Genomic DNA, 13,677 nt, shown 5'->3' with positions numbered 1-13,677 from the left:
GTCTCGAGAGACTGCGACCGAACAGCGCGGCTTGTGGAGGAACCGGAGCGTGCCGTCAACACCACGCAACCGTCGGCAGTGGCCCATCGCGAACCTGGCCGCGCTTTGCTAGTCTTGACGCCATGACGTCCCGCGACTCCGCCGCTTCCGAAATCACGCCCGACGTGCTGCTGCGCGCCTATGCCTGCGGCATCTTCCCGATGGCCGAGAGCGCAGACGACCCGACGCTGTTCTGGGTCGAGCCCGAATTGCGCGGCGTGATTCCGCTCGACGGCTTTCGGATCGCCTCGCGGCTCGCGCGCACCGTGCGCTCCGATACGTTCACGGTCACCGTCGACACCGCATTCAAGGCCGTGATCGCGGGGTGCGCGGCGCCGCAGCCGGGCCGCGACGATACCTGGATCAACAAGCGGATCCGCGACCTCTATATCGGACTGCACGTCGCGGGCCACAGCCACAGCGTCGAGGTCTGGCAGGACGACAATCTCGTCGGCGGACTCTACGGCGTCAATTTGGGCCGCGCGTTCTTCGGCGAAAGCATGTTCCACACCGCCCGCGACGCTTCGAAGGTCGCGCTGGTGCATCTGGTGGCGCGCCTGATCGCCGGCGGCTTCGAACTGCTCGACACGCAATATGTCACCGAGCATCTGAAGACGTTCGGCGCACTGGAAATCCCGCGCCGCCGCTACCGCGCGCTGCTCGACAGAGCGATATCAGGCGCGCCGGCGGAGTTCGGCAGGCTGGACATGGCGCAGCCGGTCAAGGGCGCGGAGGCGCTCGCGATCATCGAGGCGCATCGTTGATCTTGTAAGGGATCAATTCCCGAACAATCCGCCGAATAGCCCACCCGGCCGCTGCTGTTGCGGTGGAGGCGGCGGCGGTTGCTGCTGGAATTGCGGCTGCGGCGGCGGTGCCGGACGCGGCGCGGCCTGCCTCGCCGGACGCTTCTGGGCCGGCGGCGGCGCTGCAACTGCTGGCGCCGGCGGCTTGACCGGATCGGGCGCCGCAGTGACGATGGTCTGGTCCGGCATTTTGCAGTCGGTCAGCCAGATGTCATAGATCGGATGCTCGACGCCATGCAGGCCGGGGCTTGCGGCGTACATCCAGCCGGAGAAGATCCGCTTCACCTCGCCCTGCAGCGTGATCTCGTCGACCTCGACGAAGGCGTCGGTGTTGGCGGCTTCCGTCGACGGCCGTGTGTAGCAGGCATCGGTCTTCACGCGCAGCGCGCCGAACTGCACGGTCTCGCCGATATCCTCGTCGAAATTGATGATGCGTCCGGTGATCTTGTCGAGGCCGGAGAAACTCGCCTTCTTGTTGGTGATCTTGGTCGACGGCGGCTCCTGGACCACCTCGTCGCCCGGCTGCAGCGTGGCCGGCGCCGGCGGAGTTCCTGGCTGCTGTTGCGGCTGCGGCGTGCCCCTCGGCTGGCGCTGGCCCGGCGGCAGGCCGGGCAGCGGGTTCGGACCTGCCGGCGCGTTGGCGACGTCGGGGTTGCCGGGTTGCGGCGGCCTGCCCGCGACCCCGGGCTGCGTGCCAGGGGGAGCGGCGGTCGAACCCGGCGGCGGCGCTAGGGGCTGCGACTGCACGTTGCCAGGCGGCGGCACGGCCTGAGCCGGAGGCAGCGGCCGGGTCGGCGGCGGCAGCAGGCGGCCGCGCGGCAATTCCGGCACCTCTTCGTCGTCGTCGCTCGGCGCCGGCTGCGCACCGCGCGGAATACTGCCGGGCGGACGCGGCGCGGGATCGGAGAAAATCGTCCCGATCTGCGCGTGCGCAGGCGGGGCAAGCGCTGCGGCCAAGGCGGCGATCACGGTCGCCAAGCCAGTGAGGGCAATGGTTCTAAGCATCTCGCGCGGCTTTAACAGGCGAATCGGGGCTTGCGACAGTCTACCTTTATCGGCCGCTCGCAGGGCCATCGGTTAACACGGCGAATACGGCGGGGAAAGGGCCGTTTGCCCGCCCTCCCCGGCCACGGAGCAGCCACTGGTCGCAGCTCCGGTCACAGCTCTGGTCACACTTGGGAACACGTGGGATAGTTCACGCCTGAACCTGCGCCGCCGCGCGCGAGACTGCGGAGAATCCGGAGCTTCAACCGGACCAGCGAGAGGAAACTCAGCCAACATGCCCGATCGTATCAGGCTCGACGGCCGCATTGCCGTCGTCACCGGGGCCGCCGGTGTCATCGGAACCGCCACCTTGCATCTGCTCGCGGAGCGCGGCGCGCGCATTGTCGCGGTCGACCGCCGCGAAGCCGACCTCAAGGCCGCGATCGCGGACCTGCCGGCCTCGGCGGAAGCGCTTGCACTCGCCGCCGACGTCACCAGCGAGGACGACGTCCGCGAGTATGTCCGCGCCGCCGTCGACCGGTTCGGCACCATCGACGCGTTCTACAACAACGCCGGCATCGAGGGCGACATCAAGCCGATCCCTGAATATTCACTGGAGAGCTTCCGCCGGGTGCTCGACGTCAATGTGGTCGGCGTCTTCCTCGGCATGAAGCATGTGCTGCCGGTCATGCTGAAGCAGAACAAGGGCAGCATCATCAACACCGCCTCGATCGCCGGCCTGATGGGATCGCCGCTGATCGCAGTCTACAGCGCGAGCAAGCACGCGGTGATCGGGCTGACCAAGAGCGCGGCCTGGGAATGCACCGGCACCGGCGTGCGCGTCAATTGCGTCTGCCCCGGCATGATCGACAGCCGGATGCTGAGCACCATCCTGCAGGGCCGCGCCGGCGGCAACGCGCCGCCGCCGACCGAAAAAATCGTCGACCGCATCCCCGCGCGCCGGCTCGGGCTCGCCAGCGAGGTCGCTTCCATCGTGGCCTTCCTCGCCTCCGACGAAGCGAGCTATGTCTCCGGCTCTGCGTACACCGTCGATGGCGGCAGGACAGCGGCCTAACACAACCGTCATTCCGGGGCGTTCGAAGGACGAACCCGGAATCTCGAGATTCCGGGTCTGGTGCTTGCGCACCATCCCGGAATGACGACACCACAAAACATCAACAGGTCCCAGCAAACATGCCCGTCGTTCTCGATCCCGATGCCGCCGCCGTCTACAAGGCCTTCCAGGAAGCCGGTCGTCCCGCCTATGAAACGCTGACCGCCCAGCAAGCGCGCGAGTATTACCGGGCCGCGCGCGTCGTCAGCAATCCCGAGCCGCCGGCGCTGGAATCGAGCAAGCCGCTCGCGATATCGGCGCCGCACGGCACGATCCCCGCGCGCATCTACACGCCGAAGGTATTGCGCAAGATCGACGGCCTTGCCCCGTGCCTGGTGTTCTTCCATGGCGGCGGCTTTGTGATCGGCGACCTCGATACCCACGAGGTGGTCTGCCAGAAGCTCGCGCACGAGGGCGAGTTGATCGTGATCTCCGTCGACTATCGGCTGGCGCCGGAGCATCGCTTTCCGGCTGCCGTCGAGGACGCCGTCACCGCGACCAGGTGGGTGGCGGCCCATGCGAAGGATCTCGGCATCGATGCCGCGCGACTGATCGTCGGCGGCGACAGCGCCGGCGGCAACCTCGCGGCGGTCGTGGCGTTGGCCGCGCGCGACGGCGGACCAAAACTCGCCGGCCAGATGCTGGTCTATCCCGCCACCGAATTCGCGCGGAAACATCCCTCGCATCGCGAGCCCGAGACCAGCATCCTGCTGACGCACACGGTGATCCCCTGGTTCTACGCGCACTATGTCGCCGACCCCGACGACTGGCGGGCCTCGCCCGCGCGCGCCAGGAGTTTTGCCGGCCTGCCGCCGGCCTATGTACTGACGGCCGGCGCCGATCCGCTGCGCGACGAAGGCGACGAATACGCGACGCTGCTCAAGGACGCCGGCGTGCCCGTCACCTACCGGCATTTCCCCGGCCAGTTCCACGGCTTCTTCACCATGGGCAAGCTGCTCAACCAGGCCAATGTCGCGGTCAGCGAGATCAGCGCCTGGCTGAAGACGCTGGGCTGACGGATGCGGCGATAGCGCGCCTTGCGGTTCCGGCCGCCCCACGATAGTGCGGCCGGAACACTCCAGCTTTCGAGACCGACGTGCTCACGCCAATCCTCATCTCAGGCATCCCGCTCGACTTCATCCTGTTCGGACTGACGCTGCTCGGCGTCGCCGTCTTCCACCATCACACGCTCGCGGTGGCGTTGACGGGTCTCGCGGCGATCGTTGTCTACAAACTGCTGTTCACCGGCTTTGCGACGTTCGGCGTGGGCTTCCCTGGCCTCGCGCATCACATGGAGCACGAGTGGGTCACGCTGGCGAACCTGTTCCTGCTGCTGATGGGGTTTGCGCTGTTGTCCCGCCATTTCGAGGACAGCCGCATTCCCGATGAAATGCCGGCGCTGCTGCCCGACGACTGGAAGGGCGGCGTGCTGCTGTTGGCGCTGACCTTCGTGCTGTCGGCATTCCTCGACAATATCGCAGCGGCCCTGATCGGCGGCACCGTCGCTCGTCATGTCTTTCGCGGCCGCGTCCACATCGGCTATCTCGCCGCAATCGTCGCGTCAGCCAATGCCGGCGGCGCCGGCAGCGTGGTCGGTGACACCACGACAACCATGATGTGGATCGACGGGATCAGCCCGCTCACCGTGCTGGACGCCTACGTCGCCGCGGTCGTCGCGTTGCTTGTGCTTGCCGTGCCAGCCTCATTGCAGCAACAGCGCTACTCGCCGATCGTCAAGAAGGCGCCATCCGGCCTGCGGATCGATTGGACACGGCTCGCCATCGTGGCGATCATCCTGCTCGCTGCAATGATCGCCAACGTCACCGCCAATCTGAAAGCCCCGGCCCTGCTCGACACCTTCCCGGTGCTCGGCGCCGCAGTCTGGGCCGCCATCCTGCTCACCGCTCTGCTGCGGCGGCCGGACTGGTCGGTGATCCCTGAGACGTTCAAGGGCACCCTGTTCCTGCTCGCGCTGGTGACGGCGGCCTCGATGATGCCCGTGGAAAAGCTGCCGGCCGCATCGTGGCAGACCGCGCTCGGGCTCGGCTTCGTCTCAGCCGTGTTCGACAACATTCCGCTGACCGCGTTGGCGTTGAAGCAAGGCGGCTACGATTGGGGCATTCTCGCCTACGCAGTCGGATTCGGCGGATCGATGGTCTGGTTCGGTTCGTCCGCAGGGGTTGCCGTGTCCAACCTGTATCCGGAAGCCAAATCGGTCACGAGATGGATCACCCAGGGCTGGCCGATCATCGTGGCCTATGTCGTCGGCTTCTTCGTGATGCTCGCCGTGCTCGGCTGGCATCCCGATCCGCCGCATTGAAATCGGCGCCAAGGCCACTGCAAAGCCCGGGACATCAGCCGATATCGATCGCGCTGGATCCGGCATCCGAGAAGCCAACCGGGCGGATCGCTGCGCCGATTGCGAGTAGCCTCTGGTGCCTACACCGCCCGCGCCGCCCGACGCATCGATTGCGGCGGCTGGCCGAAGGCACGGATGAAGGCGCGGCGCATCCGCTCGGGATCGCGAAAGCCGGTGATCTCGGCGACGCGCTCGATGGCTTCGCCCGACGATTGCACGCGCTGCCGCGCCACCTCGATGCGCAGCCGTTCCACCGCCTTCGACGGCGTGGTGCCGGTCTCGGCGATGAAGGCGCGGGTGAAGTGGCGCGAGCTCATGCCGGCCTTGTCGGCGAGATCCTCGACCGTCAGCGGCGCGTTGAGGTTTTCGCGCGCCCAGGCCAGCAGCGTCCCGAACCGACCGTTCGGCGCCTTCAATTCCAGAAGCGAGGAGAATTGCGACTGCCCGCCGCTGCGGCGATGATACAGCACGAGCTGGCGCGCGGTCTTCTGCGCGATCTCCTCGCCATAGTCTTCCGTGATCATCGCCAGCGCCAGATCGATGCCGGCGGTGATGCCCGCCGAGCTCCAGATATCGCCATCGCGGACGAAGATCTGGTCGGGCTCGAGCTTGACCTTCGGATAGGTCTTCACGAAATGCGGGGTGCGCTGCCAATGCGTGGTGGCGCGGCGGCCGTCGAGCAGGCCGGCTTCCGCCAGCACATAGGCGCCGGAGCAGACGCTGGCGACGCGGACCCCGCGACCCGCCAGGCGCTGCACGAAGGCGAGCGTGGACGGACAGGTCGCCGGCGCCTTCACGCCGTTGCCGCCGGCGATGATCAGCGTCGTGATCGCTGCCGATGGTTTTAGCCCGCGCGCCAGCATCTCGACGCCGGACGACGAGCGCACCGGTCCGGCCTTCACCGCGAGCGTCCTGATCGCTGGCACGGTGTCGGCGAAGCGCGCGGCGATCTCGAACGCCGCAATCGGCCCCGCGGCATCGAGCAATTGGAAGTCGGGAAAGATCAGGACGCCGATCATCGCAAATCCTCGTTCATGGCGCTGTGTCCTAAAATGAGGGAATTACGCCATTTTGGACGAAAGGCCATCATGGCATCGTGGCGTCGTCAAGCGAAATCTGGAGACGACCGATGACCGAACCGTTGCAGATTGGACTGCTCGTGTTTCCGAAAGTGACCCAGCTCGACCTCACCGGCCCGCTGCAGGTGTTTTCGTCGGTTCCCGGCGCAACGATCCATCTGATCTGGAAGCGCATCGAGCCGGTGCCGAGCGATTCCGTGATGGTGCTGACGCCGACCACGACGTTTGCCGACTGTCCTCAGCTCGACGTGATCTGCGTGCCCGGCGGTGCCGGCACCGACGACATGGTCGGCGACGAGGAGATGCTCGCCTTCCTGCGCAGGCAAGCCGCCGGTGCAAGATACGTAACATCGGTCTGCACGGGATCGCTGGTGCTGGGCGCAGCCGGCCTGCTCAAGGGCTATCACGCCACCACGCATTGGAGCGCGATCGATTTCCTCGAAGGCTTTGGCGCGATCCCGACCAGGACGCGGGTCTGCGTCGACCGCAACCGTTTCACCGGTGGCGGCGTCACTGCGGGCATCGACTTCGCGCTAACGCTGGTGTCCGAACTGGTCGACCGCAAGACCGCGGAGGCGATCCAGCTTCGGCTCGAATACAATCCGGCGCCGCCCTTCAACGCAGGCTCGCCCGACAGCGCGCCGGCCGAACTCGTCGCCTTCATGAAAGAGCGGATTGCGTCGTCGACACGCCGCGGCGAGATGATGCAGCGCGCCGCGAAGCGACTTGCCGAGGGCGCGTCCTGACAGTCCGAGGGATCAGGCAGGGGCGAGCGCGCTGATCGTGACGTAGTAGCCGTCGGGATCGCGCAGCGAGAATTCGCGCGTGCCGGTGTTGGGATTGACGTGCGGCTGTTCCGCAAACTGGCTCGGAAGCGTGCGTGCGCGCGACAGGGCCACGTCGTAATTGTCGACCCGGAAAAACAGCAGCAAGCCGTTGCCGGGCACAGCACCGTCTGGGCTGGTGAGCGAGGGATGCTCATGGGCGCCCCATGCGTGAAGGCAAAGCAGCACCGTTCCGTCGGTGTCGACGATCTGCCCGAAATAATCATGGGCCGGAACCCCTTCGGGCAGGCCGAGCAGCGACTGGTACCAGCGAAAGCTGCGCGGCACGTCGGCGACGCCGATGATCGTCCATGTGCGCTTCATGGTTTGTCCCGCAGCGAGAGAAAGATCGATCGTCAGGATGCCGTGCACGGCATCCTCCCCATAACAGAAAAAGGCCGCCTGGTTTCCCCGGCGGCCTTTCCTGTCTCACGGTGGCCTCACATTAGCGGGCGATTTCAGGACGTCTGCACCGGGGGCCTATCTCCCGGCCGCATCCTACTCGGAAGCCGCTGCTCATCGGGACAGTCGCGATCTGGAGCCCGATCCGACGCGATGGTCTCCCATCTCCGTAAGATGTCCTTATTGAGCCGCGATCTCGCGCATGGCGCAAGCGCGCACCGCTCGCGCTCGCCGCCCTGTCCCCCCTGTTACCGTTGTCCACAGGCATGCGTGCGCTGCACGCGCGACGCGTCCCTTCTTGATGCCGGGTGAATTCAGTGGCCGGGCGTCCAGGCCTGGTAGTCGCCGGTTGCCTTGGGCCGGCGGCCGCTCGCCATCGTCGAGCCCGACGGGCGATAGGCGTTCGGCGTGCCGGTCATGTTCGGCACATGCGGCTTCTGCCATTCCTGCGGCGTGTACTTTTGCTCGGTCGGCGGCACATCGGTGGTGTGGTGGATCCAACCATGCCAGCCGGGCGGAATCCGCGACGCTTCGGCATAGCCGTTATAGACCACCCAGCGCCGCTCGAAATGCAGCGTCGGGTCGATCTCGCCGCCCTTGGTACGGTAGTAACGGTTGCCCTGCTCGTCCTCGCCGACCAGTTCGCCGTAACGCGAGGTCCACAATTGCGTGCCAAAGGTCTGGCTGTTCCACCAGGTGAAGAATTTCAGCAGGAACTGTTTCATTTGCGCGGCCGGCCACAGGTTCGAGGCAGTCGGGCTCTGATGCCACCGCAATGCCGAAATGTCCAGCCGCCTGCCGGACGGCCCAGATCGCCCGGCCAGGCCGGCGATAAGCGGCTGGCCTGGCGGCGAAATGCCGCGGCCGATTGCTGGCCCGTTCAGGCGGCGTACAGGCGCCAAGGCACAAACAAAGATGACGCACAATCAATGTGCGGACACGGAACGTCCGACCTTGGAAAAAGTTAGACATCATCCGTTTTTGATGGAGTCGACGATGATCAATCTGAAGGTTTTGAGCACTGCCGCGGCCTTGGCGCTTGCGCTGCCGGTGGTGCTGCCGAGTGCAAGCTTCGCCCAGGGTGCGGGCGCCTTCCAGCGTGGTGGTGGAGGTGGCGGCGGCGGCCACGGTGGTGCAATGGCTCGGCCGGGCGGCGGTGCGGGCGCTGGCGCCTTTGTCCGCCCCGGCATGGGTGGCGGCCCGCGGGTCGGCATGGGCGGCGGCGGCGGTCCGCGCGTCGGCTGGAACGGCGGTGGCGGTGGCCACTGGAACCATGGCGGCGGCTACCACCGTGGCGGTGGGTTCTGGCCGGGTGCAGTCGCGGGCGCAGTGGTCGGCGGCGCGGTCGCGGCCGGTGCGTATGGCGCGGGCTATGACTACGGCCCGGGCTATTACGACGACAGCTACGGCTACTATTCGGACGACAGCGCTCCGGTCGCGGTGGAAGCCGTGCCAGGTGGCGACGACGCTGCGTCCTGCGCCCAGCGCTACCGGTCCTACGATCCGGCATCGGGCACCTATCTCGGCTATGACGGCATGCGGCATCCCTGCCCGTAATCGCAGCGCGGCATCCTGATTGTCAAAAGGCGGCGCATGCGCCGCCTTTTCCATGCCCGGACTTGTCGCAGCGCGCGTGGAACCACATGCCGGTGATGTGACACGCGCAGCCCGAAATCCGCTTGTCAGCAAACTGCATATGCATTCTATGATACAGACTTTCCATCTCCGTTCCGCCTTAATTGCCGACGGGCCAAGCGAGTCGTGGGCACGCGAGGCCATGTGAAGAGGGCTCACCGTGCCGCGCGTTCTCGTGGTCGACGACGACCCGATGGTCTGTGTTGCCATCGAGGTCTGCCTGCAGCGCCAGGGCTTTGACGTCACCGTCGCCGATGGCGGTGAAGCCGGCATGCGCGCGCTGGAAGCGGCCATTTTCGACGTGATGCTGGTCGACGTCTTCATGCCCCATATGCGCGGTTTCGAGGCGATCCGCGTCTTCCACGAGCGCGCCCCCGATATTCCCGTCATCGCGATGTCCGGCTATGCTTTCGCCAATGCCGACCGCGGACCGGACTTCCTGCGGATGACGCTGGAGCTCGGGGCCTCGGCCTGCCTGCGCAAACCATTCACGCCACAGGCGTTGATTGCGGCCGTCAACGAATGTATTGCGAAGTCTGCCCCCTCTGCGCGCATTTCGAAATGAAAGTTCGTGCCAAGCGTCAATGGCTTCCCAGCGTCTCATCCTCGGCAGTGGCCTGGCGATCCTTCTCGCCATCAGCGCAGCGTCGATCGGCCTCGACGTCAAGTCGCGCGGCGAGATCGAATCGGCTGACCGCACCCTCAGCATCCTGAAGCGGATTTCGGACACGCGGCCGCTGCCGCGTGGCGTCGAGAGCGCGGCGCGCGCCTTCGCGCTGACCGGGGACGCCTCCTTCGCCGACGAATATCACGAGCAAAGCGCCGCCCTCACCGCCGCGTTCGACGGCCTGCAGGAGGCGGCGCCTGAGGAATCGCAGTTGCTCAAGGAGGCCCGGGCGGAGGTCGACCGCGGCATCGCGCTCGGCGAGGAACTGATCAGGCTGCGTAAGGCCGGCGACACGGCGGGTGCCGCGGCGCTGATGTCGGCGGGCGAGAGCCGCGCGCTGATGGACAAGGTCGGCGGCGCGCTCGAGCGATTCGTCACCGAGGAGCGTCGGCTGCTCGCGGCGCGCACCGAACAGTCGAAGACCTATGGGCGGCTGCTGCTGGCGATCGATCTCGCCGGCGTCGCGCTGATCCTGGTGCTGGCGACCGTGCTGACGCTGGCAACGCGACGGTCGCGGCGGGCCTTGCAGGACTCGCTGAGCGCGACGCAGGCGACCAATCTGTCGCTCGAAGCCAAGGTCGCCGAACGCACCAAGGATCTCGGCGCCGCGCTCGAAGAGCTGCGCCGCTCCACCGCCGTCATGGAAACCACCTTCCGCAGCATGGCGGAGGCGGTGCTGGTGATCGACACCACCGGCGCCGTGATGCTCGCGAACCCGGCCGCCGAGAAGACGCTGCGCTACAAGACGGGCATGACGGTCCAGGTGTTGCGGGCGCAGAGCAACGTGTTCGAGGCCGACGGCGTCACGCCGATGGCGGCGACCGACATGCCTTCGGCCCGGACGCTGCGCGGCGAAGAATTCGACGGGCTGGAGTTCATCGCCCGGCCGGTCCGCGGCACATCCCAGATCCACCTCGTGGTGTCGGGCCGCCCGCTGCGCGACGCCGACGGCATGATCACGGGCGCCGCACTGATCTATCACGACATCACCGCCTCGCGCGAGACCGAGCACAAACTGCAGCAGGCGCAGAAGCTCGACGCGATCGGCAAGCTGACCGGCGGCGTCGCGCACGACTTCAACAACATGCTGACGATCATCACCGGCACCACCGAGACGCTGGTCGACAGCCTGCGCGGCCAGCCGCTCGGCATCACCGCCGAGCTGATCGACCGCGCCGCCGAGCGCTGCCGCGAATTGATCCAGCACCTGCTCGCCTTCGCCCGCCGCCAGCCGCTGGAGCCGCGCATCGTCGACATCAACGCCACCGTGGTCGACATCGCGAAACTGCTGCGCCCGACGCTCGGCGAGCAGATCGAGATCAATTCGGTGCTCGCGCCCGACGTCGCCAGCGTCCACATCGATCCGTCGCAGCTGTCGAACTCGCTGCTCAACATGGCGATCAACGCCCGCGATGCGATGCCGGACGGCGGCAAGCTGCTGTTCGAAACCTCCAACATCGTGCTCGACGACGCCTATGCGCAAGCCAATCCCGACATCACGCCCGGCCGCTATGTGCTGATCGCGGTCAGCGACAGCGGCACCGGCATGTCGCAGATGGTACAGGACAAGGTGTTCGAGCCGTTCTTCACCACCAAGGAGATCGGCAAGGGCTCGGGCCTCGGCATGAGCATGGTCTACGGCTTCGTCAAGCAGTCCGGCGGCCACATCAAGATCTACAGCGAGGAAGGCCACGGCTCCACGATCAAGCTCTATTTGCCGCCGGCGCGCGGCCAGGTCGAGGTCGAGGCCCCCGTCCCGCCGCCGGCGCCGCGCGGCAGCGAGACCATCCTGGTGGTCGAGGACGATCCCTTGGTGCGCAACTACGTCACCGCGCAGCTTGCGGGCCTCGGCTACAAGGCGATCGCGGTCGCCGACAGCCGCGCCGCGCTCGCCGTGGTCGACAAGGGCGAGCCGTTCGACCTTCTGTTCACCGACGTCATCATGCCCGGCGGCATGAACGGCCGGCAGCTCGCTGACGAGGTCAAGAAGCGGCGGCCGGGCATGAAGGTGCTCTACACCTCGGGCTATACCGAGAACGCGATCGTGCATCACGGCCGCCTCGACGAGGGCGTGCTGCTGCTGGCAAAGCCCTACCGCAAGGCGCAGCTCGCCGGGATGTTGCAGAAGGCGCTCGGCCACGAGTGATGTGCGTCGGCTCGACCGCTCGCTGCCAAAACAGCGAAAACAACCCCATGCAAAGGAGTCGGAATCAGCGCATAAGGTAATTAGATACCTTAATTGTCAGGGCACCAGCGGATGGGTTCCCTCCCCCCTCCCGTGCGGCCTTAAGCAAGATCGGCTGAGTGAGACATGTGCATGCCCTAGCATCAGAACGGAGCGAGGGAGAATTCACCTTGTCGCCAGCGCGACGGCTGCGAGTGTGAAGATCAATGCTGCGATCTGGAGCGGGCCGAGCGGCTCGTGCAGCGCGATCGCGGAGGCCACCACGCCGATCACGGGCACGGCCATGGTGCCGATCGCGGCGACCGAAGCCGGCAGCCGGGCCAGCGCGGCGAACCAGCTGACATAGGCGATGCAGAACTGGACCACGGTCGAATAGACCAGCAGCCACCAGCCGACCGTGGTCACCCGCTCCCAATGCGAGGTCTCGACCACGAGGCCGACGATCGTGATCGGCAGGCAGCCGATGCCGATCTGCCAGGCCGCCGCCGGGATCGGCGGCAGCACCACCGGATATTTCTTTGCCAGCACCGTGCCGAGCGCGAAGCCGAACGCGCCGCACAGCGCCATGATGATGCCGGGCAGCTTCGCCTCGCTGGCGGAGATCCCATTGCCGCCCATGATCGCGGCGAGCCCCGCGAATGCCATCACCAGCGCGATGGTGCGCAATAGCGTCGGCCGCTCGCCGAGAATCGGCCAGGCCAGCAGCGAAGCCCAGACCGGCATGGTGTAGGCGATCAGCGCCGCCTCGCTCGCCGGCAGCCACAGCAGCGCCAGCCCCATCAGCACCATCCAGCCGGTGACATTGAGCAACGCATAGAGCACGAGCCGCGGCCACAGCCGGGCCTCGACATGCAGGCTCTGGGCGCGGATCAGCGCCAGCACCGCCAGCAGCGCGGCGCCGATCACCCCGGTCGAACCGCGCAAGGTCAGCGGCGGCAGCTCGCCGAGCAGGAATTTGGTCGCCGGCCAGTTGAACCCCCAGCCGACCGAGGTGATGGCGAGGAACATCAGGCCGGCGGGCGCGAGGCGCGGCCGCGTGGACGGCTTCAAATCTGTCATGGGACCCGGCGGGGACGTGAATCAGCGGCCACCTTGCCCGCGATTTTGTCGCCCCGCCATCACGGCCCTGACATGCCTGCTCCGTAACTTCCCCGTAGCCTTACGTGAGTCCCGAAAATTCAATCCGCCACCGCCAATAAATAGTTGGCCTGTGAACAGCGGGGCGAAGCGCCGATCCACAGGCCTTACGAATTTTTTTGGCTTGGGAATCCCTGAGGACTCACCGATAGTTGGCTCGATCACAGGCGCGGCACCGCCCCCTGTTATCCCCCACCATCCACCATATTTAGTATTTGATTCAGGAACTCGTACTAGTCCTTGACGGGCGTAACGGACATGGCCTAGCTTCCAACCTGTTCGGCGCGAGTGTGTTTGGGTCCCGCCGGTCGCTCCCACAAGGGTTCCAAAATGACCACTCCGCCAGGCCTTCGGGCCGCGGGTGCAGGGCTTTGCTGCCCTGATTTTGGACCACGTCCGGAGCGCCCAAACGGGCCTGCAAAAGGCCCGGAACAGAGGCCGGAACCGGC

Annotated in this window: 13 protein-coding genes; 8 read left to right on the top strand and 5 right to left on the bottom strand. The window is 66.5% G+C overall.

Annotation, left to right across the window (positions count from 1 at the left end; all coding sequences use genetic code 11):
- The first annotated feature begins 122 nt into the window (after positions 1 to 122).
- A complete protein-coding gene (gene aat, locus IC762_RS16705; RefSeq protein WP_195789857.1) occupies positions 123 to 803 on the top strand; it encodes a leucyl/phenylalanyl-tRNA--protein transferase in 681 nt (226 codons plus the stop codon).
- A 12-nt stretch (positions 804 to 815) separates the two neighbouring features.
- On the opposite strand, the gene IC762_RS16700 is transcribed toward aat, so the two are convergent.
- Positions 816 to 1,847 carry a DUF2155 domain-containing protein gene (locus IC762_RS16700; protein WP_195789856.1) on the bottom strand — a complete coding sequence of 344 codons (1,032 nt, stop codon included), beginning with the start codon at positions 1,845 to 1,847 and terminating at the stop codon, positions 816 to 818.
- A 274-nt stretch (positions 1,848 to 2,121) separates the two neighbouring features.
- Here IC762_RS16700 and IC762_RS16695 point away from each other — a divergent pair, with 274 nt between their 5' ends.
- The 3 genes from IC762_RS16695 (at position 2,122) to IC762_RS16685 (ending at position 5,260) form a co-directional block, all read left to right on the top strand.
- Positions 2,122 to 2,901 carry an SDR family NAD(P)-dependent oxidoreductase gene (locus tag IC762_RS16695; protein WP_195789855.1) on the top strand — a complete coding sequence of 260 codons (780 nt, stop codon included), beginning with the start codon at positions 2,122 to 2,124 and terminating at the stop codon, positions 2,899 to 2,901.
- A gap of 119 nt (positions 2,902 to 3,020) precedes the next feature.
- A complete protein-coding gene (locus IC762_RS16690; protein ID WP_195789854.1) occupies positions 3,021 to 3,956 on the top strand; it encodes an alpha/beta hydrolase in 936 nt (311 codons plus the stop codon).
- Between the two features lie 80 nt (positions 3,957 to 4,036).
- Positions 4,037 to 5,260 (top strand): SLC13 family permease, encoded by a 1,224-nt coding sequence (locus IC762_RS16685; RefSeq protein WP_195789853.1) that lies wholly within the window; start codon positions 4,037 to 4,039, stop codon positions 5,258 to 5,260.
- 119 nt (positions 5,261 to 5,379) lie between these two features.
- On the opposite strand, the gene IC762_RS16680 is transcribed toward IC762_RS16685, so the two are convergent.
- Positions 5,380 to 6,318 (bottom strand): GlxA family transcriptional regulator, encoded by a 939-nt coding sequence (locus tag IC762_RS16680; RefSeq protein ID WP_195789852.1) that lies wholly within the window; start codon positions 6,316 to 6,318, stop codon positions 5,380 to 5,382.
- A 110-nt stretch (positions 6,319 to 6,428) separates the two neighbouring features.
- Here IC762_RS16680 and IC762_RS16675 point away from each other — a divergent pair, with 110 nt between their 5' ends.
- Positions 6,429 to 7,124 (top strand): DJ-1/PfpI family protein, encoded by a 696-nt coding sequence (locus tag IC762_RS16675; protein ID WP_195789851.1) that lies wholly within the window; start codon positions 6,429 to 6,431, stop codon positions 7,122 to 7,124.
- Between the two features lie 12 nt (positions 7,125 to 7,136).
- Here the strand turns inward: IC762_RS16675 and IC762_RS16670 are convergent, their stop codons facing one another.
- Entirely contained in the window at positions 7,137 to 7,526 is a 390-nt protein-coding gene (locus tag IC762_RS16670) for a VOC family protein (protein WP_195789850.1), read from the bottom strand.
- Between the two features lie 392 nt (positions 7,527 to 7,918).
- Entirely contained in the window at positions 7,919 to 8,329 is a 411-nt protein-coding gene (locus IC762_RS16665; RefSeq protein ID WP_195789849.1) for an NADH:ubiquinone oxidoreductase subunit NDUFA12, read from the bottom strand.
- A 271-nt stretch (positions 8,330 to 8,600) separates the two neighbouring features.
- On the opposite strand from IC762_RS16665, the gene IC762_RS16660 reads away from it, so the two are divergent.
- From IC762_RS16660 to IC762_RS16650, 3 genes are all read left to right on the top strand, one after another.
- A complete protein-coding gene (locus IC762_RS16660; protein WP_195789848.1) occupies positions 8,601 to 9,161 on the top strand; it encodes a BA14K family protein in 561 nt (186 codons plus the stop codon).
- A 238-nt stretch (positions 9,162 to 9,399) separates the two neighbouring features.
- Positions 9,400 to 9,804 carry a response regulator gene (locus IC762_RS16655; RefSeq protein WP_195789847.1) on the top strand — a complete coding sequence of 135 codons (405 nt, stop codon included), beginning with the start codon at positions 9,400 to 9,402 and terminating at the stop codon, positions 9,802 to 9,804.
- A 19-nt stretch (positions 9,805 to 9,823) separates the two neighbouring features.
- On the top strand, positions 9,824 to 12,052 hold the full coding sequence (locus IC762_RS16650; RefSeq protein WP_195789846.1) for a CHASE3 domain-containing protein: 2,229 nt from the start codon (positions 9,824 to 9,826) through the stop codon (positions 12,050 to 12,052).
- Between the two features lie 204 nt (positions 12,053 to 12,256).
- On the opposite strand, the gene IC762_RS16645 is transcribed toward IC762_RS16650, so the two are convergent.
- Positions 12,257 to 13,150 (bottom strand): DMT family transporter, encoded by an 894-nt coding sequence (locus IC762_RS16645; RefSeq protein WP_195789845.1) that lies wholly within the window; start codon positions 13,148 to 13,150, stop codon positions 12,257 to 12,259.
- Positions 13,151 to 13,677 lie beyond the last annotated feature (527 nt).

The organism is Bradyrhizobium genosp. L (assembly GCF_015624485.1).
GTDB lineage: Bacteria > Pseudomonadota > Alphaproteobacteria > Rhizobiales > Xanthobacteraceae > Bradyrhizobium.
The sequence above is the reverse complement of the archived record's forward strand: the minus strand, read 5'-3'. Positions and strand labels throughout refer to the sequence as shown.